Raw genomic sequence first — 24,472 nt, 5'->3', positions numbered from 1 at the left:
CGTGTCGGAATACCCGTCCATGCCGACCCGCTTATGGCGGCGACGACCGTGGCAGACCAGTTCGCTGATGCGGGTATCGGATCGAGTCGAGGCACTGGTGTGGCTGTTCGCGGTCATTGTCATGCTTGTCGCAGTGCCGGTCGCGGGGGCGGCAGGTACCGCGGGCTACACCGCGGCCGCAAGCCGGATCCGGGTCGAGAACGCGACGAAAGTCGCTGTGCCAGCGACTATTACGACGAAGCCGGTACGGATCGTGACCGTCGACGCCTACGGGTCGACCACCGAACGATTCGACGCGACCGTACGTTGGGATCAGAACGACCGCTCCGGTACGACGACCAGCGAGGTACCCGACAAGTCCGCGCCGGGCGATGCGGTACGAGTGTGGTTGGACGGCAATGGCAAAGTGACCACGCCGCCGGTGCGCCCCATCAACGCCGCCAACAGTGGCATCGGCATCGGCACGACGGTGCTCGCCGTAATCTGGAGTGGTGCAGCCCTTTTGGGCTATGGCACCGGCTCGCTAATGCGCATCCGCCGCTATGCGGCGCTGGACCGGGAATGGCGCGGAATGAGTCGGCCGGTCGGACAGGACTCATGACTACGACCGAGTCGTACCCGCCCGCTGCTGATCGGTACCGGAAGCAGTCTCATGATCAGCGCGATTTTCATTACGCGGCCTTGTCGACGAGCCGGATGCCGGACACGATCGAGGGCTCGATCTCGATGACGGAATCTGTCACCTGGTCTACCCAGGGACGCAGCAGTTGCTCGTAGCGGGCAATGCGCTCGGGATCGGTGACCGGGCGGGCGAGCCCGGTTACCACGACCGACCAGCCGGTGCGCCGGTGTGGGTGGATCTCGTCGCCCTGGTAGGCGACCACCACATCGGAGTTGCCACGCACTGCCGAGGTGAGCATGGACGTAAGACGGGTCCGCACGATGATGCGGCCGTCCACCTCGACCAGATGATTTACCGGACGGATCGCCGGCAATGCATCGCGGCTGAACACCACTCGACCGATCGGGATGGTCGCGAGCAGGTCCAATGCCGTCGTGCGATCGAGCTCGACAACCGCGTGCCCGGGATAGCCGGTCGCAGCGAACTCGCTCACGCTCGCACAACCCTGGTCGACCACAGCTCGGACGTACTCACCAGACAACCTCCTCTTCGGCAGACGACCTCAGCAGTCTCTCCATGCGCAACAGCGCTGAACAGGGTCGAAGGTCCCCTGAATCGAGGACTCCGGCTTTATCACACCGACGCTGCGGACTCGCCGCTACCAGTGTCGATTCCCCCGTCAGTGGTGACTATCGGCCCTCGTTAATCCACTTCGACCTGTCCATGATGGTCGCGAAGGTCCATTCGGAAAGGAGCCAGCCATGACAACCGCACAGGCCATCATGCAGCCCGACGTCGCGTGCATTACGGTCCGCGACACCATGGAAAACGCGGCGCAGCGGATGCGTCAGCTCGATGTCGGCGCATTGCCGATCTGCGATGGCGAGGGACATCCGGTCGGGATCGTCACCGATCGGGACATCGTCGTCAAATGCATTGCCACCGGCGCGAATCCCCGCACGACCACTGCGGGCGAAATGGCCCAGGGCGACGGTCTACGCACCGTCGACATCGGCACCGATATCGAAGCCGCGCTGGCAATGATGGAGCGGCATCGGATCCGACGACTTCCGGTGACCGAGGCGGGCAAGCTTGTCGGCATCATCACCGAGGCCGACCTATCCCGAAGCCTGCCCGACACCACCGTCGGCGAATTCGTGGAAGCCGTATGCGCACAACATCTTCCGGCATCCACCGGCAAAGGTGCGCAATAGCGCGAGCCCCGCGCCGAGGTGCCCGGACCGGTTGACCGAGGACCTCATGCGCGGTGACCATTGGCCCCCGAATGGGTGCGCAGTGGCCGTGGTGAGGTAAGGGGGCGAGCGCGAGACTCGAGGGATGAACGCAAGCGATCGTGCTGACACTCCCGAGCTGCGCACTGTGCGAATGGCGCTGATGCTCGCCTGTCGGGCCCCGTCGGTGCACAATACCCAACCGTGGCGCTGGGTGTTCGATGGTGAGCGATTGCAACTGTTCAGCGATTCCGATCGACTGTTGCGGTCGGCCGATCCGTTCGGCAGGCAATTGGTGATCAGCTGCGGTGCCGTGCTCGACCATGCCCGTCTGGCATTCCTGTCGATGGGCTGGTTCGCCGATGTAATCCGGACCCCTGATTCGAATCTGCCGGCGCATTTGGCAACGCTCGATTTCCGGCCGTGGCCCGGCTCGCTGAATACGACCGCCGCCCGGATCCGCGCCATTCGCCGACGCCGCACCGACCGGTTACCGATGCTGGCTCCGCCCGGCTGGATCGAGGCATTCGACGCCATTCGCGAATTGGCGAGACCACATCATGTGGCCGTCGACGAGGTCGCCGACAGTGAGCGATTCCGGGTCGCCGCCGCCACCGATCATGCCACCGCGTTGCGCCGCTACGATATGCCGTATCAGACCGAATTGCATTGGTGGAGTGGACATTCAGATGTCAAAGAGGGTGTCCCCGCGGTGGCCCTGGCATCGGATGCCGAGGCGGCGAGGGTAGATGTCGGCCGCAGCTTTCCATCCGCGCCTTATTCGCTGCGCCGCGGCCAGCTCGAGGACCAGTCCCGATTGGTAGTGCTCAGCATCCTCGGTGAATCGCCTGCACAATGGCTGCGTACGGGCGAGGCACTGTCGGAGGTGCTGCTCGAATGCACCGCCCGCGGCCTGGCCACCTGCGCGCTCACCCATATCACCGAACTTGTCGCCAGCCGTTCGGTACTCGCCGACCTGATTCCCAACCCGGACGTGCCCCAGGTCGTGATCCGCATCGGCATTACGCCCGAGGAAAGCGAACCGGCCCCGACACCACGACGACCACTCGACGAGGTACTCGAGGTGCGCGCGCTTCATCCCTGAGACAGAGGCCGAATATGCCGCGCGCCACGACGATCCCCTCGCTTCCGCCGTTAACTGACTGCGCGCCGTCACCGGCAATCTCGATACCGACGATTCGGCCTTCTCTTACCGGGCGTTATGAGCCTGGCCGCACGCCGAATTACATGAGTCGCTGACACGGACTGCTCGTCTATTGCGCCGCTATCAATCAGAGCTGCGCACTTGGGTGCCCAGCGCGGTTGCGGGGACACCATAGGGCAGGAACCGCACGCGACGGCGTTCGTCGGTATTGTCGCGATGCGCACGCAAGGCCTCGAGTTCACTCGGAAAAACCTGCTCGACCCTGGCCTCGCCGGCGTCATCGATGCTGTAGATGACCCACACTCCACTGCCGGTCTCGCCGGTGGTCTCGCCCTCCGGTTTCGGTGGCCGCGTACGCTCCGACTGACCGAACTGACCCAGCAGTGACGCCAGCGTACTCACGCTTGTGCGATCGATGTACTCGCCGGCTTTTGCGAGGAGGTCGCGGAATTCGATCCCCGCCTCTCGCAACGCGCGTTCGAATTCTTCCGGATCGATTCCAAAAGGCCTGTCGGGTGCCATCACATTGCTCCTGGAGTCGAATTCGGCGCTACTACACCTTCAGTGTCCTCGCGCAATCCCGACTTCGCCACGTCCGGCAATGATCACGGCCCGACGCGGTGAACTCGACCCGCTGGACCGGCTCTGAGCTTTCGACCAGGACCGGAGATGGACCCGGGGGCCGTCCGAACCGGCTTCCCGCATATGGATCGGCCGCTGCCGTGGTTCCACTCCCCTGCGCGGATCAGCTGAGTTCGAACCACACTCTTCCCATAATGGTACGCGTGTGCGTACTATACGCATGTGCGTACTATTGAGCTTCCTGAACAGCCATTCGCGGACGGCATCGTGCTCATGCCATGGAAACCCGGTCCGCGCCAGGACGTTTCCGGGCATGTGTTCGTCAGCGTGACCGATTTCCTGGCCCGGTCCGAGGAGGAAGTCCGCAGTATCTATGAGATCGGGCTCGAACTGGGGAACACTTGGCCGGTCATGCAGGGCGCGGTGGGCCTGTGGCTGTGGGGGAACCCCACCGCGCGGCGTGGCGGATCCATCACGGTGTGGGAATCGGAGCAGGACATGCGCCGATTCGTGCGATGGCCGGTGCACGTCAAGATCGTGCGGGCCTGGCGCGGCAAGGTGGGCATCGGCACCGACTCGTGGCAGGCCGACCACTTCGAGCCACGACAGGTACTGGAACGCGCGCGGAACACACTCGAACGTCCACATCGCAACGCCGCATAAGCTTGTCCGCGCTGCATCTCGCCCTGCGTGCATCACTGTTCGACGGCGTTGCAGGGCGGGCGGACGACACGTGGAGCTGGCTCTGACATGAGGTCGGTGGCCGCCGACGCTGAGCGTGCTCAGGCGATGGTGGCGATCGGATCAGCGCGCGAACGCGATCCAGGGTCAGTAGTAATGGCGTCGCCCGCCGACGGCGCGGCCCGTCGACCCCAACAGCAATAACACGAGGCCGATGACGAGGACCACGATCCCGATGGTCCAGAGGATCGGGATGCTGAATATGAATCCAACGATAAGAAGAATGATTCCGAGAACGATCATGGCCTGCTACCTGGTTTCGCTGCTGTACTCGAAGGGCCTCAGAAACCCTTCGGTGCTGGTATCGGTCATGCGCGTAATGCCAGCACGCGTCACTACGCACACCCTGCCACGGCCACGGGAGTCGCACAGCCACGATGATCAACCCGTGTACTACATATTCCAGTAGACGCCTCAGGATCCAGGATGTACACCCCCGTTTATCGAAGTTGCAGCTCGATCGTGTGTTGCTGGCCAACGCGTGACCGGCAAGGGCGACAGACCCATTCGAGCCCGGACCCGCTCGCGCTCGTACTACTGGAAGAAATGCCGCTGGGTGCGGCATCTCAACGTTTCGAAGAGCGGGCGTAGAGCGCGAGCGGTCAGACAATCCGAGTTCATCGAGCGTCAGGGCGTGGAATATCCCCACGCCACGCGCCCGTTTCATGTTGCTGGCCTTCGATGAATTGCTTGAAGCGCTGCATGTCGCCATTGACGCGGTGCTTCAGCACGCCGAGCTTATCGGCGGCGTTCTCCACGAATCCCTCCGGATCGATCTCCATTTGCGCGGTGATCCGCGTGTGGGTGTCGTCCAGACGATGAAAAGTGATCACACCCGCGTGGTCGGGACCACTGTCGGACTTCCACGCGACACGTTCGTCGGGATGCTGCTCGGTGATGGTGGCGTCGAATTCCCGGGTCGCCGGTCCAACGTGGATACGCCAATGGGTGTGCTTGTCGTCGAGTTGGTCTACCGCCTCTACACCGACCATGAACTGCGGAAATGTCTCGAACTGCGTCCATTGGTTGTAGGCGGTGCGAACCGGTACTTCGACATCGACGGTCGCGGCCACAGTGCTCATATCGGCTCCTTTACGGGCTCGTCCCGAATGCCGCCGCGTATGCGTTCGGCCGAGATGGAACGTGCACTCATGGACAAGTCAGTCGCGAAAGGCATCCTTGACCTTCTCGCCTGCATCCTTGAGGTTGGACTTGGTCTGATCGGCCTTGCCCTCGCGCTTCTTGTCCTTGTCGTCGGTTGCCTCGCCGAACTTCTCCTTGGCCTTACCGGAGAGTTCGTCAGCCTTATTCCTTGCCTTGTCTACAGTGCCCATGATTGCGGCCCCTTTGTTCGAAGGTGCCCGGCCTGCTGGTTCCAGCCGGTCTTCTGGCGGATAACCCACATTCGGATAGCCAAACAACGCTCCTGGGGAGACTTGTCGCGGGACCGTGTGACCATCTGGGGTTTCACAGACCGCCGATGACCGTCGTATCGATCGCCGAAAGGTATCGGTTGTGCGACGGATCGGTGGAGATGCTGGTCGTCGGTGTCTCAGCCGGCGCGTCGCTGCCGCATGCTGACGGACAGAGGTCCGCCCAGCACCCCGAAGAAGGGAGATAGACGGTGGCATTGGGACGTCGTCGGCTGCTGATTGGCTTCGCCGGTGCGGGTGGCCTGGCCCTGGCCGGATGCGGGTGGGTGCGAGAACCCGCGCCGCCACCCAAATCCGCCACAATCCGATTCGATCCCCCACCTGGCACCCACGATGTCCAAGCGCGCAGCACGGGCACTATCACCGCGACGGACGGGACGCTGCGGTGGGTCGAATGGATCGATGAAACGGGCAGATCACTGCCGGGCGCATCGACACCCGATAACCGAAGCTGGACCAGTGCCGAACCACTCGGCTACGGACATACCTACACCGCGAAAGCCGTGGCTCACGGCGAAACCGGCGACGTCACCGCGACGACAACCTGCACCACGGTGCGACCCCAACAACTCGTCGACGTCTCCCTGCGCTCCGCCAATCTCGTCGAGCTGGCCGAAAACGACACCTACGGAGTAGGTTTCGTGCTCGTCGCCCATTTCGACGCACCCGTCGATCGGGCAGCCGCAGAACCTCATCTCGAGGTCACCACCGAGCCGGCCGTCGCCGGTGCCTGGTACTGGCTCGACGATCAGAACGCACACTGGCGGCCCGAGCACTATCACGCACCGGGAACCAGGGTCACGGTCGCGGCCGAACTGTTCGGCCTCGCGCTCGGCGAAGGCCGCTACGGCCTGCGCGACCAACGAGTGTCGGTGATCATCGGGCCCGCGCACGTCGCGATCGCCGACGACGACACCAAACAGATCGAGGTCTTCGACAACGGAAACCTGGTGCGCACCATGCCCACATCGATGGGTAGGGGCGGCACCGCAACCATCGGCGGCAGAGCCATGTCGTTCTGGACCCGACCGGGCATATACACCGTGCTGGACCGAAAAGACCCGGTGATCATGGACTCCGCCAGCTACGGCCTGCCCACCAACTCCGGACTCGGCTACCGCACCAGTATCAACCATGCGGTCCGTATCAGCCACGACGGAATCTACGTTCACGAACTGGCCGCAAGCATGTGGGCCCAAGGCAACACCAACGTCTCACACGGCTGCCTCAACATCTCCCCCGACGACGCCGCATGGTTCTACGACTTCGTCATCTCCGGCGACGTCGTCGAGGTCCGCAACACCGGCGGCGACCCGCTCGACATCTGGCAGAACGGCGATTGGGGCATCCCCTGGTCCGACTGGCTTCGCGGCGGTGCACACACATGACGCAAACGAGGTGACCCAGCTTGCGAGGTGTTTGCCGTCCCCTTCCAGGGGTAAGGCGGCAGCAGCGCAATTCGCGCTGACCGTACTACCTGTCCAAGGAGACGATCGTGGAAGCAACGTCGATCAATACCACCGATGATGTCGTCACGTTCCTGATCGAGCAGCACATGCGCATTCGCGAACTGTTCGCCGAGGTCGAGCGGGCCCCAACGGCGGAACAGCGGGAGCAGAAGTTCTACGAACTGCGCCGCTTGCTGGCGGTCCACGAAACCGCCGAGGAAGAAATCGTCCACCCACGCTTCCGGCGAGAAGTTCATGACGGCGCCGACATCATTCAGGCGCGTCTCGAGGAAGAGAACAAAGCCAAGCGCCAGCTCGCCGATATCGAGGCGGTCGATATCGATTCTCCCGAGTTCGACGCCAAGCTTGCGGCCCTGCGCGACGGGGTGCTCGCACATGCCGAACACGAGGAGCACGAGGAGTTCAACCGGTTGCGTTCCCAGCTGGAACCCGATGAGCTCGAGCGTCTCCGCAAAGCGGTGAAATTCGCCGAAGCCATGGCGCCGACACGTCCGCACGCCGGCGTCGAGTCCGCGGGCGCGAATCTGCTCGTCGGACCATTCGCGGCCATGATGGACCGCGCCAAAGACGCCATCAGCAAACCTCGCACGAAATGATCACCGCCCCCGCGCTTCTGGGTCTACCGCATACCTAGCCCGGTTCAGCGCTGAGGTTGGTCCCACTGTCGTGGGCAGATAGGCACTGCTGAGGCGGCGTCGACGAAGCGGTCCGCAGTCCGTTCGTCCGGGCTGTTCTGGATCACTCCGGAGGTGTCGTCTCGTTGCCCGCAGATCTACGGTGGAGATATGACCGCCTTGGAAAATCGGCATGTGCTGGTCGCGCGGGACGGCGCCACCGTGCGCATCACCATGAATCGGCCGGAGCGGCGCAATGCGCTGTCGGGCGAGCATCTGGCCGAACTGCTCGCCTCGTTCCGGGCCGCCGGCGAGACCGACGCCACCGGGATAGTGCTGGGAGCGCACGGCCCGGTGTTCTCCGCGGGACATGATTTCGCCGACGTCGCCGCCCGCGATCTGCTCGGTGTGCGGGAACTGCTCACACTGTGCACCGAGCTTATGTCGACCATGCAGTCGGTGCCGCAGGTGGTGATCGCCCGGGTGCACGGTCTGGCCACGGCCGCCGGCTGCCAGCTGGTGGCCTCATGTGATCTGGCCGTCGCCGCCGAATCGGCCGGGTTCGCGCTCCCCGGCGGCAAGGGAGGTTGGTTCTGCCACACTCCCGCAGTGCCGGTGGCGCGTTCCGTCGGCCGTAAACGCCTGATGGAACTGGCCCTCACCGGCGACCCGATCGATGCCCGCACCGCTGAGCAGTGGGGCCTGATCAACCGAGCGGTGCCGGACGGCGAGTTGGACACCGCCATCGACGAGTTGCTCGCCCGCGCTACCCGAGGCAGCCGGGCCAGCAAGGCCCTCGGTAAACACACCCTCTACAGCCAACTCGACCGCCCCGAAGCAGATGCCTACGCCCTCGCCCTGGAAGTCATGGCCGCCGCCGCCCAACTTCCCGGCGCCCGCGAAGGGATGGCGGCCTTCCTTGCGAAGCGCCCGCCCGTCTGGCGCGATTAGCGCGGCAGTTGCCTTCGGCCGCTTGGCTGCCCGCGTTGTAAGCTCTCGATCCGCAGACCCTCCAAGTGCGGGAACCGGACGCCATCGGCCCAGGATCAGGACACCCGCGACATGATGAATCATCAAGCACCCGTTCGTGTTCCGATTTGGATCGATCACGCGAATCGTGCGAGATCCACGATTCACCCGGTGTCGCCTTCCCTTACCGCCGATGACGTATGTCAAGCTGTGCCGACCCCGAGTGAACGGAATGCCGGAACAGACAAGCGGGCAGCAGCCTGTTCGCGGCGGCCCTACACTCGACGCACACGCATGCTCTCGACGGAGGTGATCGGCGGTTGAACCCCAGGGATCCGCGCGACCAGCACACCGCACGTTACGAATCCGGTTTTCAGCCGGGGAACTACCGTGACCCGGCGTATAGCCAGGATCACGGATACAGCCAGGATCACGGCTACGGCCAAGATCACGGCTACGGCCAAGAAAACGGATACAGCCAAGACAACGGATACAGCAGGTATCAACAGTCTGATTATCCGGACCGGCAGTCTCGACCACAGCAGGGTCCTGACGTCAACATCGGTATGTTCGTTGGTGGTGTGTTCGCGGCGGCGGTGGTGACCGCGCTCGCGGGCTGGCTGTGCGCCTGGATCATCGAGATCATTGCCACCCGGGTGACCGAGAGCGGCAAGTTCGGGGTGTGGAACCCCATGTCCCAGGACGCGTACTGGTTCGCGGCCGTGGCCTTCATCTGCACGCTGCTGGCCGGGGTGCTCTGGTATCTGCTGCGCCTGGGCACTCCCTCACCGGAATTGTTCTTCAACTGGATCGTGGGAATCCTCACCGCCGCGGCGGTGATCATTCCACTGGCATTGTCGAGCCACCTCTGGATCGGTATCTCCACCGCGATCGAACATTTGGTGATCGGACTGCCGATCCTCAGCATGGTGCGCATGGTGGGCGCCAAGAGCGTCGTGAGCCAGTGAGGAACGGCCGACCCCGCCCACAGCATTCGGTACCGGTCTCGCCGCGCTGATCGCGGCGAGACGGCCTGCGGGCGACTTCAGTACGGGATAGGCTTGTTTTCCTTTGCCCAGGTCTCCTCGATATCACTCCCAACCGGTGGCGGGAAGAGGCCGGCGATCATCCAGGTGTCGCGGGCGACCTCGTTGATATTGAATTCGAGGTACAGGCCGCGATCGTGGGTGTAAGGGGCCATGAGCGTGTCGAGGCCTCGGGTCATGCGTTTTCGCATTTCGGGGTCGTCCAGTTGACGGGCGAGGTGGTCGATGGTGATGCGCACCGAGGCGGCGGTGGATTTGCCGCCCACGTAGAAGGAGTCGGCAGCGAGTTCGTGGAACAGAGCTACGGCATAGAACTCCGGCAGACCGAAGCGGGCGTAGTAGGTGGTGATGTCCCGGGCGAAGTTTTGCTTGTCCTCGGGGGTATAGGTGTTCGCGGGGTGGTAAATGTGCCAGAGCGGCATGGTGAATTCCTTTGGGCCAAGCGATGTGTCAGCGACGGAAGGGAAGAACGAGGTTCTCGACGGGACCGGACAGGGAGGCCTTCACCTGCCGGGTGAACTCATCGACGAGGACCTCGTTCGCCCCCTCTTCCAGGCCATCGGCGACTGCGGCGGCGACCATGGCGGGGCTGAGTTTGGCGGCATCTATGGCCTTCACCATGTCGGTCTCGGCGAAGCCGAGGTGGACGCCGATGACCTGGGTGCCCTGCGCCGCCAATTCGATGCGCAGGGAGTTGGTCACAGACCACAGGGCGGCCTTGGACGCACCGTAGGCCGCGGCTCCGGAGCTCCAGGACAGCACGGAGTGGATATCCACCAGTGCGCCACCACCATTGGCGGCGAGGATAGGAGCGAAGGCTTGGGCGATGCGCAGGGGACCGAAGACGTTGGTCTCGAATGTTTCGGCCACATCGGCCATTTCGGCATGCAGTAGCGGCGCAGGGCGCAGTACACCCGCATTGTTGATGACTATGTTTACGTCAGTGGCCCGATTTGCCACGGCCGCAACCGAATCCGGATCGGTAACCTCCAATTCGAGCGGCACTACGCGGGCGTCATCGCCCGCCTCGGGCTTGCGGGCGGTGGCGTAGACCTTGGCCGCGCCACGCGCCAGGAGCTCGGCGGTGAACGCGCGGCCGAGGCCGCGCTGCCCGCCGGTCACCAGTGCGATAGCGCCTTCGATTCTGGTCATGTCTGCCTTCCTGATCGACCCCATCTTAGCTGACTATGCATAACTATAGCCAACATTCTGGTTCAGCGGCAGAGCACGGTCGCAACCGAATTTCATCGCGTGTGGGGCCGAAAGATCGAGGTCGGGCAGCCTGGTGCGCGGTGAGTTGCCGTGACATAGCTGGCGGGATCGGTAACAATGCCGCGCATGACGGTGGCGGCGAGCGACGGATTGCTAGATCGGCAGGCTGATCAGGCGCTCAATACGACACCGTGCGCGACATTTCGGCCCGACATCGAGGGGTTGCGAGCAGTCGCCGTACTGGCCGTTGTGCTTTTTCATGTGAACATGCCCGGCGTCGGGGGCGGATTCGTTGGTGTCGATGTCTTTTTCGTCATTTCCGGCTTCCTCGTCACCGGAATTCTTTGGCGGGAAGCAGCTTCCGCCGACACTGTCGGGCTGGTGCGGTTCTACGGCGCACGGGCCCGCCGTCTGCTGCCCGCGGCAGGCGTCGTGGTGGTTGCCACCGCGATCGGCGCGGCGGTGCTACTGCCGCCGCTGCAGGCTCGCCAGGTCCTCGGCGATGGGATCGCCAGCGCCTTGTATACCGGGAACTATCGGCTCGCGCTACGCGGCACCGACTACCTGGCGGGCGGCACGTCTCCATCGCCGTTTCAGCACTTCTGGTCGCTCGGTGTGGAGGAGCAGTTCTATCTGTTGTGGCCCGTACTGATCGCGGTCACGGCCTGGTTCGCGCGGCGCCGCCGAATCGGATCGGCAGCTGTGTTCCCGTACCTGATCGTTGTTGCGGTAGCCGCCGCGCTCTCCTTCGCGATCTCGCTGATCTGGACCAGCACGCTGCCACCGTGGGCGTTCTTCTCGCTGCCGACGCGGGCCTGGGAACTGGGCACCGGCGGCATCGTCGCGCTGTCGACCGCTGCGTGGTCGCGTTTGCCGAAAGCGGTCGCCGCCCCTGCTGGATGGATCGGGCTGGTCCTGATCGTCGCGGCATGTACCCACCTGAACGGGACGACACCGTATCCCGGCGCTGCGGCACTGCTCCCCGTTCTCGGTACTGCCCTGGTGATCGTATCGGGTTGTGGGGAAACACGATTCGGGGTTGGTCGCGTACTGGCGCTGCCGGTAATGCGGGCCATCGGCCGCCTGTCGTACTCCTGGTATCTGTGGCACTGGCCGGTATTACTGCTGGCACCGCGCGTGCTTGGTCACCAACTCGGACTGGGTGGCTCTATGGGCGCGGTCATGACGGCAGGCGGACTCGCCATGCTCACATTGTGGCTGGTCGAGAATCCGGTTCGCTTCGCCGCCCCGTTGCGAGGGTCAGCCGTACGCAGCCTCGCCTGCGGCGGCGCGATCACCGCGGTCGCCGGTTGTGCGGGACTGATGCTGCTGATGCTCGTACCTGTCCCGGTCGGCCGTGGCGCGGCGGCCGCGGCTCTCACACTCGCCACGCCGGCGGTACCGGCCGCTCCCAGCGCCGACGCACGCGATGCGGCGGTCCGGCAGCTGACCGCGCAGACGCAGGCCGCAGTCGCTGCTTCGGCCGAAATCCGAGCTGTCCCTTCGAATCTGAGCCCCGCACTGGCCGACGCGCCCGGCGACAAGGCGGGCGTGTTCGTCGACGGCTGCGTGCGATCGTGGCGTGAGGTGGGACAGGCCGAGTGCGCCTCCGGCGATCCGGACTCGGCCACTACAGTGGCCCTCGTCGGTGATTCACACGCCGCGATGTGGCATCCGGCGTTCGAGCCGATCGCCGCGCAGCGGCACTGGCGGCTGGAAACCATGGCCAAGGTCACCTGTCCGTTGCTCGGGTTGCCCATCACCAGTCCCTATCTGGGCCGCGAGTACACCGAATGCGAGCAGTGGCGCGACCAGATCCTGTCCCGGTTGCGGGCCGAACGCCCCCGCCTGATCGTGCTGAGCATGTCCCGGCGCTACGGCGCCGACTTCGGCTTCGTCTCTTACGACCAGGCCTGGGTCGACAGCTTGAACCGCCTGGTCGGCCAGCTGCGAGCGACGGGAGCGGCGGTCCTCGTGCTCGGGCCGATCCCCGATCCGCACGCCACCGTGCCGGTATGCCTATCCGAACATATCGACGATCCGGCGGCATGCACGCCGGCCCGGCCGGTCGCGGTCGATGATGCGGGTATCGGGGCCGAGCAGGCGGCAGCCATCGCCGGCGGCGGCCAGTACGCCGATCTGACCGCCCTGTTCTGCACGACCGCCCGCTGCCCCCTCATCATCGGTGACAACCTGGTGTACCGCGACGACAACCACCTCACCGTCGGTTACGCCAGAACACTCGGACCGGTCATCGCCGCACTCGCTGACCACGCGCTCGCCAACGGCTGAGCCGAGCTCGATTCAGGTAGCCGAAGGCCGAAAACGTCGGTCGGTTGCCCAGAAAGTCTCTGGCCCAATGGATTTAGATCCACGCATCCTCTGCGTCGAGCCGCCCTCCCCTGGGCGCCAGGCGAAAGACGGCGTCAACAACCCGAAAGACCGGGCAAGGATGTTGGATCATCATTTCCCGATTCTGGGAATGACCGATACTCGAATCGCGTCGGTCCCTGGGAGTAGAGGATTACGGATGTCGCTATTCGTTGGTCCACAGCCGAGCGACAACGAGGCGCTGCGATGAGCCCGACCGTCGACCACTATAAAGTCGTCGAGCTGACGGTTCCCGGTTACGCATCGGACACGCTCAAAAGCGCCGTCCGCGCCACCCGCGCTGCGATCCAAGCCAATGTCGACAACCTGGGCGCGGGCACTCCGTCCAGGGCCCCGAAATTCGTGAAACTACTGCGCGACAACAAGATTATCGACGACAAGAATCAGTCGATCGCCACCACCAACCACAACGAAACCGTCTCCGCGCTGCGCGACATCGAAGCCTCGATGGACGCGAACGACGAAGGTGTCGACAGCTCGACCTACGGAACCTACTCCGTGGCGGGCGACGCATATGACGACATCGAGACAGCGGTCAACCGGCTCCAACGCACCATCGACGACGCAAAGAACACACCCGGACCCCGCGTCGACCCGACAGGCAGAGAATACTGGCCGGAATCGGTGGAGGGCCCGCTGCGGACCGCATGCGCCACCACCGCCGCGACAGTAGAGCAGCGGATGCGCGACGCCGCGACCGACATCCAGCGCTATGCCGATCACATCAACAACTCCGCCCCCGACAACCCGATCAGCAGCGGCTACGGTGGGACCACGGCGCCGTTGACGACACCGTGGTCCGGCCACAGTTATGTGCCGCCCGCCGACTCCAGCACTATCGACAAGATCAAGGGATTCGCCGAGAACGAACTCGGCGTCACCGAAATCGGAACCAACCACGTGAACCGCCCCTACAACATCGATGACGCATGGTGCGCGTCCTTCGCCACCTGGGTGTGGAAGCAGTCCGGCATCGACGTCGGCTGGAGCAACAAGAACTACGTGCCCAGCGTCTGGTCCGACGCCACAGGTAAGGGCTGGGCCGATAGCGACATGTCCAGCGCCCGCCCCGGGGACCTCGTCGTTTTCGGCGGCCAACACCACATCGGTGTCGTGGTGGCCCGCAACGGCAACAGCATCACCACCATCGAAGGCAACTCCGGCGACGCCGTACGCCAGCACACCTACAACCTCTCCAGCGGAAATTTCACCGGCGTCATACACCCGCCGGCGAAGACCACGGCCAACGTGTAACCGCCGGCCGCCCAGTGCTGGAAGGACCGGGGAAGGTCTGCCGGAACCGATAGGGTGGTTTCGATGTCCAGAATCGATGAGTCTGCGAGCCGAGTTGCCGCGGTCGCCATGCGGTCGAAACGGATGGTGGCGGTTGCGGAATCGTTGACCTGCGGGCAGTTGTCGGCGGCATTGGGGGCTGCCCCGGACTCTGCGCGGTGGTTGCGGGGTGCGGTGGTTGCCTACAGTGCTGATGTCAAACGGCAGGTCCTGGGCGTTCCCGACGTACCTGTCGTGTCGGAGACCGCGGCTCGAGCCATGGCGATCGGCGTGCGGAAATTGCTGGGCGCGGACGTGGCTGTGGCTGTGACGGGGGTCGGCGGCCCTGATCCCCAGGACGGTGAACCGGCGGGGTCGGTATGGCTGGCGGTCCACGGCGAGGGTGGGACTTGGGCACGACATGAGCTCTTCGATGGCGAACCCGAAGATGTGCTGAGGCGCACGGTCGAAGTCGCCCTCGACATGGTGCGCGAGGCAATGGACGACGCCTCGCTCTGACGTCTGCGGCGGTTGCCCGCGGTGCCGAGCAAGCATCTGTCGATCCGAGGCGGGTATTGCCGGGTCACGACTTGCCCTTGCTCGTATGCGTGGAAAGCGTCACCGATAACTACGCGGTAGACGGGTAGCCCACCGATATCCACCGCCGAGCGAGAAGGAGCGACAGTGACCCGATTCGGATACACACTGATGACCGAGCAGAGCGGCCCGCGCGAGCTCGTCCGCTATGCGGTCGCCGCTGAACAGGCAGGATTCGACTTCCTGGTCAGCAGCGACCACTACGCACCGTGGCTCGAGGAGCAGGGACACGCCCCGAACGCCTGGACCACCCTCGGGGCCGTCGCGCAGGCGACCCGGCGAATCCCGTTGATGACCTACGTGACGTGCCCGACCATGCGCTACCACCCCGCGATTGTGGCGCAGCAGGCGGCGACGTTGCAGATCCTGGCCGAAGGGCGGTTCACCCTTGGGCTCGGAAGCGGCGAGAGCCTCAACGAACACGTGATCGGTGCGGGCTGGCCCGGGCTCGAGGAACGGCTGGAGCGACTCGCGGAGGCCATCGGCATCATTCGTGATCTGCACGCGGGCGGGACGGTCAGCCGACTCGGCGACTGGTATCGAGTCGACGCCGCTAAGGTCTGGGACTTGCCGGACCAGCCGGTACCGATCGCGGTCGCGGTATCCGGACCACGATCGGTGCAGCGATTCGCCCCATTGGCCGACGAGATGGTCAGCACCAGTCCCGATGCCGAACTCGTTCGGTCATGGCATAGCGTACGCGCGAACGACTCCGCTGCGGCGAAGTCCCGCGTGACCGGGCAACTGCCGATCAGCTGGGATACCGACCGCGACAAAGCAATCCAGCGCGCCCACGAACAGTTCCGGTGGTCTGCGGGCGGCTGGGATGTCAACTCGAACCTGCCGACGCCGGCGAGTTTCGCGGCCGCGACGCAGTTCGTGCGCCCGCAAGATATCGCCGAGACGATCCCGTGCGGTCCCGATCTCGACGCCATCGTGGCGGCGGTGCGGCCCTACCAGGACGCTGGCTTCACCGACATCGCTGTCGTCGAAATCGGCGACGAACAACAGGACCGATTCCTCGCCGAGGCAGCCGAACCCCTGCTGGCGAAACTCCGCGCGGCCGATACCGATTCCTGAACTGATGGGCCACAGCTCGAGCCGCCTACGGTGGCTGCCTTCTTGTCAGGCGATCCGCTTCAGATAGTCGGCTCCGGTTCGGAACGTTCAGCGAGTTCGGCGATCAGCGGTTGTGCCGCGTCGGGGATCTGTATGTCGGTCCAGTGATAGGTGCTGCTCCGATTGCCGTCGGTGACGGTGAGTTCGTAGTCGAACTGATCCGGCATCGGTGGACGGTGTGTCGGTGTGTTCCGCTCGGGCAATGTGTTGTTGAGCAGGTCGGTGATGACCGGTGCCTGCTCGGCGGGCAGATCGCGCGCGTCGACCGAGGTCGTCATCTCTATTCCGGCGAGGCCGCCGCTTCGCCGGAATTCGAGACGTACGTCGGATGTGGCCATAGACACGATGGTATTCGTGGCCGTCGGGTTCAGCGCAGCGTGACTTTCACGGCATCCCATGCCGATTCCACCGCGTGCGCTTCATTGCTGACCCTTCCGAAACGGTAGCGGGCCTGCTTCAACGTCAATGCGGCGAAGTTGCCGAAGGTGGCGTTGGGTTTGAGCCCGGGGTCGACGAGCGCGTCGTACCAGACTGTTCCCGGCGTCTTCCACGCTTCCCCGCCCAGCGTGGTGGCGAGCACGTAGAAGGCGTGGTTCGGGATGCCCGAGTTGATGTGGACGCCACCGTTGTCCCTGGTGGTCTGCACGTATTTGGACATGTCGGCGGGTTGGTTGTCATGAGGGTTGGCTGTGCCGGGGGCCTTCAGCGATCGCAATGCAGGTGACAGCAGCGGTCCCACGATGTCCGCACCGATCAACCAGTCGGCTTGATCCGCGGTCTGGGCGAGGTGGTACTGCTGCACCAACGATCCGAAAACATCGGACAAGGATTCGTTGAGTGCGCCGGACTGGTTGGAATAGGTGAGATTCGCCTCGAACTGGGTGACCCCGTGGGTCAACTCGTGCGCGACCACGTCGAGGCTGCGGGTGGTGTCGGTGAATATCTGGCCGCTTCCGTCACCGAAGAACATGTGTCCCTGTCCATCCCAGAACGCGTTGTCGTATTTGGCGCTGAAATGCACCATAGCGGCGATCGGCATGCCCTGGTCGTCGATGGAGTCGCGTTGGAATACGTTCCAATAGAAATCGTAGGTGGCGCCGAAGTTGTCGTAGGCGGAGTTGATCGACGGGTCGGCAACCGGCGGCTGACCTTCGGCTCGAACAAGCGTGCCCGGCACCATCGCAGTGGAATGCCGCTGGTCGAAGATCGATCGCTGCGGTATACCGTTCGATACCGCGCCGACGGCCTGTTGCGGTCGTGGTCCCTGTCGGCCGACGGCTTCGGCCCGCATCATTCGGATGCTGTTGTCCAGATCCATGGAGGCAAGCAGTTCTGCTCGCTGTTCCGGCGGAAGTTCACGCGCGACCGACTGCAGTAGGTCGGGTGGGAGGATGCACGCTGTTGGGTATCGCATTTTCTGCTCCGTTTCGGGTGCTGTGCGGCGGCTGATTCTGGATGGGCGGGCCAGTATGGGCGCGGCGAAGGCCAGCGCGGAGTCGAGGTTTGCCAGGACCGTTCGGCCGCTCGACGTTACCCGGGCGTCTTATCTGTCGAAAACGCTTGTGGCGCTGTCGATTCAACTTGTTTCCGCACGGTTGAGCGGACAGATCATTGGCTTGTGCCTTACCGCCTGGACCGGCTTCGACCTGCGTATTCATTGTCGGACTGCGCATAGCTGCGGACACGGGTAGGCGACTACTCCTTATCTCTTATCGAGGCGATTGAGCGGGCCGAGTAGCGTCCAGCAGGGTAAGCGGGGCGTGCCGTGTCGGCCTCGCGTGAAAGGTGCCGCGGGCCTTGGCTGTTAGGCCTCGCATACCCCGTCGGCGTGTCGGCAAATGTTCAGTCGACTTCGCGGCACAATCAGCGGATGGTGCTCAGCCGAAGATCGTTGCTGGCGTTGGCTGCGGCGCTACCTGCCGCCGGGCACGCGGCGGCCGCGCAGCGGCCACCTTCGGTGCCGCGATACACCATGACCGCGTTCACCGATGACAGCGAAACCGATCTGTATGTTTACGAATCCGACGATGCGATCACCTTCCGGCAGCTGAGCGGGCCCGCCTACCGGCCGCCGACGGGTCTGCTGCGCGACCCCAGCGTCTTTCGCAATATCGATGGCTACTACTACCTCACCTACACCACCGGCTGGGAAGGGCGAACCATCGGTTTCGCCTACAGCGCGGACCGGCTGAACTGGAGTCATCTCTACGACATCATGGTGCCGCTGCCGGGCGTGACATCGACCTGGGCGCCGGAGTGGTTCATCGACACCGACGGAAGCATCAGTGTCATCGTCTCGTTGTCGGACGGCTACCGGTTCACACCGCACCTGACCACCGCTGACCCGAAACTGCGCTCATGGAGCGCACCGAGGCCGCTGATCGGGCTGGCCCAGCCCGACAACACCTCCTACGGCTATATCGACACCACCGTGGTCCGCGCAGCTGGGCGCTACTACGCCTTCACCAAGAATGAATCCACCAAATACATCGAACTCGCCGTCGCCGATCATCTGCTCGGCCCGTACACCTTTGTGGCAAACGACGATTGGGCCGGTTGGGGCGCGCCCGTCGAAGGACCGTGCATCATCGCGCTCCCCGGCGGCGGCTGGCGAATCTATTTCGACGCCTATACCGACCACCGATACTTGTACAGCGACTGCTACGACAACTTCCGAACATGGACGACACCTGTCGAACTCCCCGACCTATCAGGCACGGTCCGCCATTTCACGGTCTACCCGGAGTTCATCGAACAGCCCGACAGTTGATACGACCTCGCTCGAATGGTCAGCGGGCGTCGGCCCATTTTGCCAGCCAGCTTTCGTTTTCGACGGCGATGGTGTTCTCGCAGTCGTCGACGAATTCCGACCACTGCGGTGGATCGGTCGGGGATCCCGCTGTTCGCCAGTGGTCGAGCAGTCGCTGTAACCGGTTGGCGGTCGCGAGATAGCTGACGACCAGGAAGTCATATCGCTTACTTGCGAGATAGGCGACCAGCGCACCGCTGAGTGTGGTCAAAACGGCTATCCATGGTGCGATTCGGGTGGCGGCGTCGGCGCTGACCGCGGTGCTGACCGACGCCGCCATCGTGGCGATCAGCCCCAGTGCGATGGCGACCCGACGCAGGAATTGTGCTCGCGCGCAATACCGTCGAGCGGTCGGGCGATAGTAATTGGTGATCTGGCCTTCGACGCGTTTGCTCGCATACTGCTCCGGTGTCAGCGGCCCAGGTGCGGGTCCCACGGGCGGCGCCTCCTCGAGGAAGCACAGGAGGTCCTCGGCGGCCTGTTCGAGCTCTTCGACTTCGGCGCGAAGCTGCGCGACTGTGCCCGGAATCGCGCGAAACCTGAAGATCTGCTGTCGCATTCCCTCCGATACCGCCCGCGCGCGGGTCCAGCGCCGGACCGCTTCCGAGGTCAGTAACTGTGCTCCGACATAGGTGGCACCTGCCAGTGCCGCCGCACCGGTGGCCGCGACGATGCGCGAGCTCAGCCCGGACTGCCGCAGCACCGTAGCCGTCAGTGCGGCCGCGATCGCTCCCCAACTGCTCAGGTACAGCACCGTCAGCCGGAGTCGGTCGATCCGCAGTTTCATCCGGGTGGCCGCATGGGACCAGCGAATCCGCCTCTCCCAGAGGGCATTCACCAGCTCGTCATCGGAAGCCACTGTCATTTGCCCTCCTCACCCTTGATCGGCAGATTCGGGCACAGTTTGTGGTAAGGGATTTTCGGCGAGACCCAGGAGTTCCAGCGTTCCCGGCTCATGTTGGAGGTCATCTTGTCGCACAAGATGTCTGTTGATGCGGTCGGGACCGGCCGAACACGGATGGTTCCGTCGTAGCTCGTCGACACGACATCCTTGCCGTCGGGGCTGAACTCCACATGCGTTACCGGTTGGGTGTGTCCCATGAGGGCAGAACCGATCTGACTGTGCTTCTGGACATCCCACAAACGAACGGTGCTGTCCTCACCTCCGGTGACGATGGTTCGGCCGTCGGGGCTGAACGCGAGGTCGCTTACCCAGCCATCGGTCCGCATGGGATCGCCGATGGGATCTCCGGTCTGCGCGTTCCACAGCCGTACCGTCTTGTCCTGGTATGCGACGGCGAGCGTGTGGCCGTCCCGACTGAACTCTATGTCCTTGACCCAGCCTTGGCCTTTCAGGACCTTACCGATCTGCTGGCCCGAGTTCGTATCCCAGAGGCGGACACTCCAGTCCCGGCCGCCGGTGGCGAATTGTCGACCGTCGGGGCTGAATTCGAAGGCATTCAACGCGGGCTGTCGAATTGGAACACCGATCGGCTGCATCGTGTCGATGTCGCGTATCTGGATATCAGTGCCGTTGTCCGTCGCGAGTTTTCGGTCGGCGACGCCGAATGCCAGACGCTTGGTGTCCGGCGGTATGGCGATCGAGTTCCCGACCGGAGCACCGCTGGCCAGGTCCCAGTGTCGCAGCATGGTGGTAGAGATCGTGACGATCTGCGTGCCGTCGGGGCTGAAGTGCCATGCGGGCACGCCCTCGATCGGGATCACCGCAGCCAGAGGTGCCCCGGTACGGGCATCCCACTGCCGTATCGTCGCATCGACACCGTCGGACACGATCCGAGTGCCGTCCGGGCTGAATTCCGCGGCGAGAACTCCCCCGTTGTGCCCGCGGAGAACCTGTCCGCCACCGGCGTCCCATTCGCGCAGCGTTTCGTCGAAGCCACTGGAAACCAGACGCTGTCCGTCAGGGTAGAAGGCGACCGCGCTGACCGCGAATTCGTGTCCCACCAACGGTTCTCCGACCGGCTGGCCGGTCGCGGTATCCCACAGCCGCACCGTCTTGTCGTCGCTTGCCGAGGCGAGCCGGGATCCGTCGCGGCTGAACACCACTCGCTCGATAGCGGCGGTGTGGCCGCGCAGCGGTTCGCCGATCGGCTGGCGGGTATGGGCATCCCACAGCCGGATCGTGGTCTCGGAACCACTCGCTGCGATTCGGGTGCCGTCCTGGCTGAACGTGACACTGCTGAACTCTTCTCCGGGTACGCGTATCAGCTCCCCGATCTGCTGACGGGACTCGATATCCCACAGCCGAACCGTGCCATCGAAACCTGTTGACGCGACCGTGTTATCGACGCCGACCGCGACGCTCATCACCTCTCTCTCGTGTCCGCGCATAGGCTCACCGAACTGCTGGCGGGATTCGACATCCCACACTCGTAGCGTCTTGTCCGAGCTGCCCGACACGATTCGGCGGCCGTCCCGGCTGAACGCGACGCTGGTGACCTGTGCTTCGTGTCCGCGAAGCGGTTCGCCGATCGGCAGGCGGGTCTCGGCATCCCACAGCCGCAATGTGTTGTCGACACTGGCGGTCACGATGCGTTTGCCGTCGGGGCTGAACGCGACCTGCATCACCTCCCGCGTGTGCCCGGTCATGAACTCGCCGATGGGCTTCCAGGTTTCGGCGTCCCACAGCTGGATGTGCTCACCATGACTGGACACGACGCGCGTGCCGTCGGGACTGAAATCGACGCTGCGAAGGTCGCCGCCGCCGGTGGGGATGATCTTGCGCAGGTTGCGTAGCTGATTCACGGCGCTGAGCAACGAGTATTCGCCGTTGTTGCGGTTCGGAAAACTGCGCGCGGCAAGCACACTCTGCATGGCGAGCACGTCGTCGTTGACGCCCGGATACGAACCGGACAGCATCAGTTGCGAATTCGCGAGCAGTGCCAACGCGGTCGCATCCCGGCTGCGCGCGGTCGCGTCTTTCTCCGCTCTCGATGCTTTGAGGAACAAGAATCCGGCGGCCAACGCCGCGACTACCGCTAACGCCAACGCCACCCGCAGTATTTGCGACCGCCGTCGCAGCACCCGGGTGTACTCCTGCGCCTTTTCCTTGGCCTGAGTTTCCGCAGCCGCCAAGGCCTCCGCGGATTCCTGACGCTCCCGCGCCGCCCGCAGGTCTGCCTCGACGCGCTCGTCTGCACACCGCCGGGAGGCGAGCAGGAATTCCCGCGTCGGGTTGAGCCGCTCCCGGAAACCCGGTTCGGCGGCGAGGGATTCGGCATCATCGAGTCGGCTGCCGACGAGCAGCCATTCGTCGCTGCGCGCGTTGGCTTTCCAGGCGTGCGCCGCGCGTTCCAACTCGTCGGCGTTCTTCAAGTCGGTGGACTGCTCGCGCAGCCACGTGGCGAGCGTATCCCATTGGCGCAGTAAGCTTTCCAACGCGACTTCGACAACAACCTCGCCGTCGCGCTCGTCGCGGACCAGCAGGCGCCTGGCGATGAACGCCTCGAGCAGCGGGTGGCTCTCCGACGGCAGGTCGAACCAACGCGCCGCGCGCCGCATCGGCTGGTCGTTGTCCGGATTAATCGTCGCCAGCCACGGTACGAACGCGGTGCGCAGCACCTTCAATTGCCGCTGCCTGGCTGAGAGATCCGCGGCGAGCAGCTCGTCGATCTCGCACTGCACGACGCGGCGCAGCCCTCCCATCGCGTTGTACTCGGCGAGTGTGATCTCTGCGTCGCCGTAGTCCTGGTAGAGCCGTGCCAGCGTGAGGGAGAGCAGCGGCAGCGTATCCGCGCCGCGCGACCAGTCGTCGAGCAGTCGGTCGACCAGGTCGGGCGCAAACGAGAGTCGGCTCCCGGATTCCCGCGCGCGTCGAGCAGGTCCACAGATCACCTCTTTGAATTGAGCCTGCGGCATAGGTTTCAGATCATCGAACGGGCGGACCTCCAGGGCGGCCGACTGCGGCGCGGTCTGCAGTGGCTCGTACCGGTCGGAGCGAATTGTCGCGATCGCGATCATCGGCAGCGCGTCGTCCGCGCCGAGCAGTTCTGCGAGCACACCGAGGAAGGCGCCTGCCTGCTCACCCGCGTCGACGCCGAATAGTTCCTCGGCCTGGTCGATCGGCAATACGAGCGTGGGTGGCACGTTGTCGGTCGCGTCGATAATGCGATCCTTGGCGGCCTGCTGCGCCTCGGTCAGCCATGCACACAGACGGGTGACATCCCGAATTCCTTCCTTGATCGCACCGAGGCTGGGTGTGTGCAATCCCATGCTGTCGCGTAGGTCGTGAATCGAGTGTGCGAATCCGCTGCCGCCGGTGAGCGCGTTACGTTGCGGCCGGACGATGCCCATCGGCAGGAAATGCCGGTCATCGCGATGCAGGCGCGGTAGCAAGCCCGCCCGCAGGAACGACGATTTGCCGACGCCCGACGGCCCGAGAATGACGAACATTTGACCCTCGCCGCAATTGCGCATTCCCCGTATCGCATTCAGAGCGCGACCGACCTGGGTGTCGCGCCCGAAATACACTGCGGCGTCCACCTGTTCCAGTGGCTGCCAGCCGCGATACGGTGTCCGGTCCGGTTCGTCCGGCGGCGGCCAAGCAAAGGTATCTGCCCCTATCCCGGCCGCGCGCAAACCGTCCCGGAGTCGCAGTAGACCATCGGTGAGCAGTCGCACCGGGGGTGACTCACCGTCCACCGCGATCTCCGTTTTCGGACCGTCACCGAACAGGTCGCAGCGCTGCCATTCGGTAGTGATATCGCGACCGGTCAAAGGCTGCAACCGAACCGCGAAGATCGGCTTGTTCAGGTCCTCGGCGTGGCGGTATTCGACTTTGCATTCGCGCGATGCGTCCCAATTATCGGAAACGAGACAGATAACCGCTTCGCACCGGTCGCTCGCGCGGCGCAGCGCGTCTTTCCACCGCACGCCCACCGGAATTCCGGTCTGTCGGTCCAGATCGAGAAAAATCTCACCGGTCAGGCCTGGATCGGCTGCGGTCAGCCACGTCTTGAGGGCGATCGCTTCGCGATCGTCCCGGCTGGAGTGACTGAGAAAGACCCTGGACATTGGGCTACACCACCGTGTGTCAACCCCGGCGGAAGCCCACGCCGAATATCGCAAGCGTCATACGAAAATCCTGCGCTCGAACAAACCGACGCACGCGAGTATCGGCTACTCGATATTCTGCGCAAACACTACGCAAGGTTGTTTACTTGGCAGGGTGTTCGTGTC

24 protein-coding genes are annotated in these 24,472 nt (G+C 64.1%); 13 read left to right on the top strand and 11 right to left on the bottom strand.

Annotated features, from left to right (window positions below; genetic code table 11):
- Nucleotide 1 precedes the first annotated feature (1 nt).
- The gene (locus tag ACIBI6_RS16780) at nucleotides 2-601 is read left to right on the top strand and encodes a hypothetical protein (protein ID WP_396956846.1); all 600 of its coding nucleotides are present in this window, start codon (nucleotides 2-4) and stop codon (nucleotides 599-601) included.
- Between the two features lie 70 nt (nucleotides 602-671).
- On the opposite strand, the gene ACIBI6_RS16775 is transcribed toward ACIBI6_RS16780, so the two are convergent.
- Nucleotides 672-1,115, bottom strand: a complete 444-nt coding sequence (locus ACIBI6_RS16775) for a pyridoxamine 5'-phosphate oxidase family protein (RefSeq protein WP_364351615.1) — start codon at nucleotides 1,113-1,115, stop codon at nucleotides 672-674.
- A gap of 268 nt (nucleotides 1,116-1,383) precedes the next feature.
- On the opposite strand from ACIBI6_RS16775, the gene ACIBI6_RS16770 reads away from it, so the two are divergent.
- Nucleotides 1,384-1,836: a CBS domain-containing protein gene (locus ACIBI6_RS16770; protein WP_364351612.1), complete on the top strand. Its 453-nt coding sequence runs from the start codon at nucleotides 1,384-1,386 to the stop codon at nucleotides 1,834-1,836.
- 124 nt (nucleotides 1,837-1,960) lie between these two features.
- Nucleotides 1,961-2,959 (top strand): Acg family FMN-binding oxidoreductase, encoded by a 999-nt coding sequence (locus ACIBI6_RS16765; RefSeq protein WP_364351609.1) that lies wholly within the window; start codon nucleotides 1,961-1,963, stop codon nucleotides 2,957-2,959.
- A gap of 183 nt (nucleotides 2,960-3,142) precedes the next feature.
- Here the strand turns inward: ACIBI6_RS16765 and ACIBI6_RS16760 are convergent, their stop codons facing one another.
- Nucleotides 3,143-3,541: a hypothetical protein gene (locus ACIBI6_RS16760; protein ID WP_364351606.1), complete on the bottom strand. Its 399-nt coding sequence runs from the start codon at nucleotides 3,539-3,541 to the stop codon at nucleotides 3,143-3,145.
- Between the two features lie 282 nt (nucleotides 3,542-3,823).
- Between ACIBI6_RS16760 and ACIBI6_RS16755 the strand changes: the two genes are divergently transcribed.
- The gene (locus ACIBI6_RS16755) at nucleotides 3,824-4,264 is read left to right on the top strand and encodes a hypothetical protein (RefSeq protein WP_396956845.1); all 441 of its coding nucleotides are present in this window, start codon (nucleotides 3,824-3,826) and stop codon (nucleotides 4,262-4,264) included.
- 165 nt (nucleotides 4,265-4,429) lie between these two features.
- On the opposite strand, the gene ACIBI6_RS16750 is transcribed toward ACIBI6_RS16755, so the two are convergent.
- From ACIBI6_RS16750 to ACIBI6_RS16740, 3 genes are all read right to left on the bottom strand, one after another.
- Entirely contained in the window at nucleotides 4,430-4,585 is a 156-nt protein-coding gene (locus ACIBI6_RS16750; protein ID WP_364351597.1) for a DUF6131 family protein, read from the bottom strand.
- Nucleotides 4,586-4,959: 374 nt separating this feature from the next.
- Nucleotides 4,960-5,424 (bottom strand): SRPBCC family protein, encoded by a 465-nt coding sequence (locus ACIBI6_RS16745; RefSeq protein ID WP_364351594.1) that lies wholly within the window; start codon nucleotides 5,422-5,424, stop codon nucleotides 4,960-4,962.
- 78 nt (nucleotides 5,425-5,502) lie between these two features.
- Complete coding sequence (locus ACIBI6_RS16740) at nucleotides 5,503-5,676, bottom strand: CsbD family protein (RefSeq protein ID WP_364351591.1); 174 nt, start codon at nucleotides 5,674-5,676, stop codon at nucleotides 5,503-5,505.
- 290 nt (nucleotides 5,677-5,966) lie between these two features.
- Between ACIBI6_RS16740 and ACIBI6_RS16735 the strand changes: the two genes are divergently transcribed.
- From ACIBI6_RS16735 to ACIBI6_RS16720, 4 genes are all read left to right on the top strand, one after another.
- Nucleotides 5,967-7,163, top strand: coding sequence for an Ig-like domain-containing protein (locus ACIBI6_RS16735; RefSeq protein WP_396956844.1), 1,197 nt, complete (start codon nucleotides 5,967-5,969; stop codon nucleotides 7,161-7,163).
- Nucleotides 7,164-7,270: 107 nt separating this feature from the next.
- A complete protein-coding gene (locus ACIBI6_RS16730; protein ID WP_364351585.1) occupies nucleotides 7,271-7,840 on the top strand; it encodes a hemerythrin domain-containing protein in 570 nt (189 codons plus the stop codon).
- Nucleotides 7,841-8,029: 189 nt separating this feature from the next.
- A complete protein-coding gene (locus tag ACIBI6_RS16725) occupies nucleotides 8,030-8,809 on the top strand; it encodes an enoyl-CoA hydratase-related protein (RefSeq protein WP_364351582.1) in 780 nt (259 codons plus the stop codon).
- Nucleotides 8,810-9,147: 338 nt separating this feature from the next.
- Nucleotides 9,148-9,795, top strand: coding sequence for a hypothetical protein (locus ACIBI6_RS16720; RefSeq protein WP_364351579.1), 648 nt, complete (start codon nucleotides 9,148-9,150; stop codon nucleotides 9,793-9,795).
- A 77-nt stretch (nucleotides 9,796-9,872) separates the two neighbouring features.
- Here ACIBI6_RS16720 and ACIBI6_RS16715 read toward each other — a convergent pair whose 3' ends face one another.
- Nucleotides 9,873-10,295 carry a tautomerase family protein gene (locus ACIBI6_RS16715; protein WP_396956843.1) on the bottom strand — a complete coding sequence of 141 codons (423 nt, stop codon included), beginning with the start codon at nucleotides 10,293-10,295 and terminating at the stop codon, nucleotides 9,873-9,875.
- A gap of 28 nt (nucleotides 10,296-10,323) precedes the next feature.
- Nucleotides 10,324-11,025 (bottom strand): SDR family oxidoreductase, encoded by a 702-nt coding sequence (locus tag ACIBI6_RS16710; protein WP_364351573.1) that lies wholly within the window; start codon nucleotides 11,023-11,025, stop codon nucleotides 10,324-10,326.
- 186 nt (nucleotides 11,026-11,211) lie between these two features.
- On the opposite strand from ACIBI6_RS16710, the gene ACIBI6_RS16705 reads away from it, so the two are divergent.
- The 4 genes from ACIBI6_RS16705 to ACIBI6_RS16690 all read left to right on the top strand — a co-directional run bounded on the left by ACIBI6_RS16705 (nucleotide 11,212) and on the right by ACIBI6_RS16690 (nucleotide 16,425).
- On the top strand, nucleotides 11,212-13,377 hold the full coding sequence (locus ACIBI6_RS16705) for an acyltransferase family protein (RefSeq protein ID WP_396956841.1): 2,166 nt from the start codon (nucleotides 11,212-11,214) through the stop codon (nucleotides 13,375-13,377).
- 285 nt (nucleotides 13,378-13,662) lie between these two features.
- Nucleotides 13,663-14,730 (top strand): CHAP domain-containing protein, encoded by a 1,068-nt coding sequence (locus tag ACIBI6_RS16700; protein ID WP_396956839.1) that lies wholly within the window; start codon nucleotides 13,663-13,665, stop codon nucleotides 14,728-14,730.
- A gap of 63 nt (nucleotides 14,731-14,793) precedes the next feature.
- A complete protein-coding gene (locus ACIBI6_RS16695; RefSeq protein ID WP_364351564.1) occupies nucleotides 14,794-15,267 on the top strand; it encodes a CinA family protein in 474 nt (157 codons plus the stop codon).
- A 165-nt stretch (nucleotides 15,268-15,432) separates the two neighbouring features.
- Nucleotides 15,433-16,425, top strand: coding sequence for a TIGR03557 family F420-dependent LLM class oxidoreductase (locus ACIBI6_RS16690; RefSeq protein ID WP_364351561.1), 993 nt, complete (start codon nucleotides 15,433-15,435; stop codon nucleotides 16,423-16,425).
- Between the two features lie 59 nt (nucleotides 16,426-16,484).
- On the opposite strand, the gene ACIBI6_RS16685 is transcribed toward ACIBI6_RS16690, so the two are convergent.
- Both ACIBI6_RS16685 and ACIBI6_RS16680 read right to left on the bottom strand, forming a co-directional pair.
- Nucleotides 16,485-16,802 (bottom strand): protealysin inhibitor emfourin, encoded by a 318-nt coding sequence (locus tag ACIBI6_RS16685; RefSeq protein WP_396956836.1) that lies wholly within the window; start codon nucleotides 16,800-16,802, stop codon nucleotides 16,485-16,487.
- 29 nt (nucleotides 16,803-16,831) lie between these two features.
- A complete protein-coding gene (locus ACIBI6_RS16680; protein WP_364351555.1) occupies nucleotides 16,832-17,878 on the bottom strand; it encodes a M4 family metallopeptidase in 1,047 nt (348 codons plus the stop codon).
- 456 nt (nucleotides 17,879-18,334) lie between these two features.
- Between ACIBI6_RS16680 and ACIBI6_RS16675 the strand changes: the two genes are divergently transcribed.
- Nucleotides 18,335-19,234 (top strand): glycoside hydrolase family 43 protein, encoded by a 900-nt coding sequence (locus tag ACIBI6_RS16675; RefSeq protein WP_396956834.1) that lies wholly within the window; start codon nucleotides 18,335-18,337, stop codon nucleotides 19,232-19,234.
- A gap of 19 nt (nucleotides 19,235-19,253) precedes the next feature.
- On the opposite strand, the gene ACIBI6_RS16670 is transcribed toward ACIBI6_RS16675, so the two are convergent.
- Both ACIBI6_RS16670 and ACIBI6_RS16665 read right to left on the bottom strand, forming a co-directional pair.
- A complete protein-coding gene (locus tag ACIBI6_RS16670; RefSeq protein ID WP_396956833.1) occupies nucleotides 19,254-20,138 on the bottom strand; it encodes a DUF4231 domain-containing protein in 885 nt (294 codons plus the stop codon).
- Complete coding sequence (locus ACIBI6_RS16665) at nucleotides 20,135-24,307, bottom strand: TIR domain-containing protein (RefSeq protein WP_396956832.1); 4,173 nt, start codon at nucleotides 24,305-24,307, stop codon at nucleotides 20,135-20,137. Before ACIBI6_RS16665 ends, ACIBI6_RS16670 begins: the two co-directional genes overlap by 4 nt.
- Between the last annotated feature and the right edge of the window lie 165 nt (nucleotides 24,308-24,472).

The sequence above is a fragment of the Nocardia sp. NPDC050412 genome (genome assembly GCF_044458825.1).
GTDB lineage: Bacteria > Actinomycetota > Actinomycetes > Mycobacteriales > Mycobacteriaceae > Nocardia.
The sequence above is the reverse complement of the archived record's forward strand: the minus strand, read 5'-3'. Positions and strand labels throughout refer to the sequence as shown.

What these genes read in the sequence shown, in the direction of transcription:
- ACIBI6_RS16770 (WP_364351612.1), top strand. Translation starts at nt 1,384, where the DNA reads ATGACAACCGCACAGGCCATCATGCAGCCCGACGTCGCGTGCATTACG.
- ACIBI6_RS16765 (WP_364351609.1), top strand. Translation starts at nt 1,961, where the DNA reads ATGAACGCAAGCGATCGTGCTGACACTCCCGAGCTGCGCACTGTGCGA.
- ACIBI6_RS16760 (WP_364351606.1), bottom strand. Translation starts at nt 3,541, where the DNA reads ATGGCACCCGACAGGCCTTTTGGAATCGATCCGGAAGAATTCGAACGC.
- ACIBI6_RS16750 (WP_364351597.1), bottom strand. Translation starts at nt 4,585, where the DNA reads ATGATCGTTCTCGGAATCATTCTTCTTATCGTTGGATTCATATTCAGC.
- ACIBI6_RS16745 (WP_364351594.1), bottom strand. Translation starts at nt 5,424, where the DNA reads ATGAGCACTGTGGCCGCGACCGTCGATGTCGAAGTACCGGTTCGCACC.
- ACIBI6_RS16740 (WP_364351591.1), bottom strand. Translation starts at nt 5,676, where the DNA reads ATGGGCACTGTAGACAAGGCAAGGAATAAGGCTGACGAACTCTCCGGT.
- ACIBI6_RS16725 (WP_364351582.1), top strand. Translation starts at nt 8,030, where the DNA reads ATGACCGCCTTGGAAAATCGGCATGTGCTGGTCGCGCGGGACGGCGCC.
- ACIBI6_RS16715 (WP_396956843.1), bottom strand. Translation starts at nt 10,295, where the DNA reads ATGCCGCTCTGGCACATTTACCACCCCGCGAACACCTATACCCCCGAG.
- ACIBI6_RS16710 (WP_364351573.1), bottom strand. Translation starts at nt 11,025, where the DNA reads ATGACCAGAATCGAAGGCGCTATCGCACTGGTGACCGGCGGGCAGCGC.
- ACIBI6_RS16705 (WP_396956841.1), top strand. Translation starts at nt 11,212, where the DNA reads ATGACGGTGGCGGCGAGCGACGGATTGCTAGATCGGCAGGCTGATCAG.
- ACIBI6_RS16700 (WP_396956839.1), top strand. Translation starts at nt 13,663, where the DNA reads ATGAGCCCGACCGTCGACCACTATAAAGTCGTCGAGCTGACGGTTCCC.
- ACIBI6_RS16695 (WP_364351564.1), top strand. Translation starts at nt 14,794, where the DNA reads ATGTCCAGAATCGATGAGTCTGCGAGCCGAGTTGCCGCGGTCGCCATG.
- ACIBI6_RS16685 (WP_396956836.1), bottom strand. Translation starts at nt 16,802, where the DNA reads ATGGCCACATCCGACGTACGTCTCGAATTCCGGCGAAGCGGCGGCCTC.
- ACIBI6_RS16680 (WP_364351555.1), bottom strand. Translation starts at nt 17,878, where the DNA reads ATGCGATACCCAACAGCGTGCATCCTCCCACCCGACCTACTGCAGTCG.
- ACIBI6_RS16675 (WP_396956834.1), top strand. Translation starts at nt 18,335, where the DNA reads ATGGTGCTCAGCCGAAGATCGTTGCTGGCGTTGGCTGCGGCGCTACCT.
- ACIBI6_RS16670 (WP_396956833.1), bottom strand. Translation starts at nt 20,138, where the DNA reads ATGACAGTGGCTTCCGATGACGAGCTGGTGAATGCCCTCTGGGAGAGG.
- ACIBI6_RS16665 (WP_396956832.1), bottom strand. Translation starts at nt 24,307, where the DNA reads ATGTCCAGGGTCTTTCTCAGTCACTCCAGCCGGGACGATCGCGAAGCG.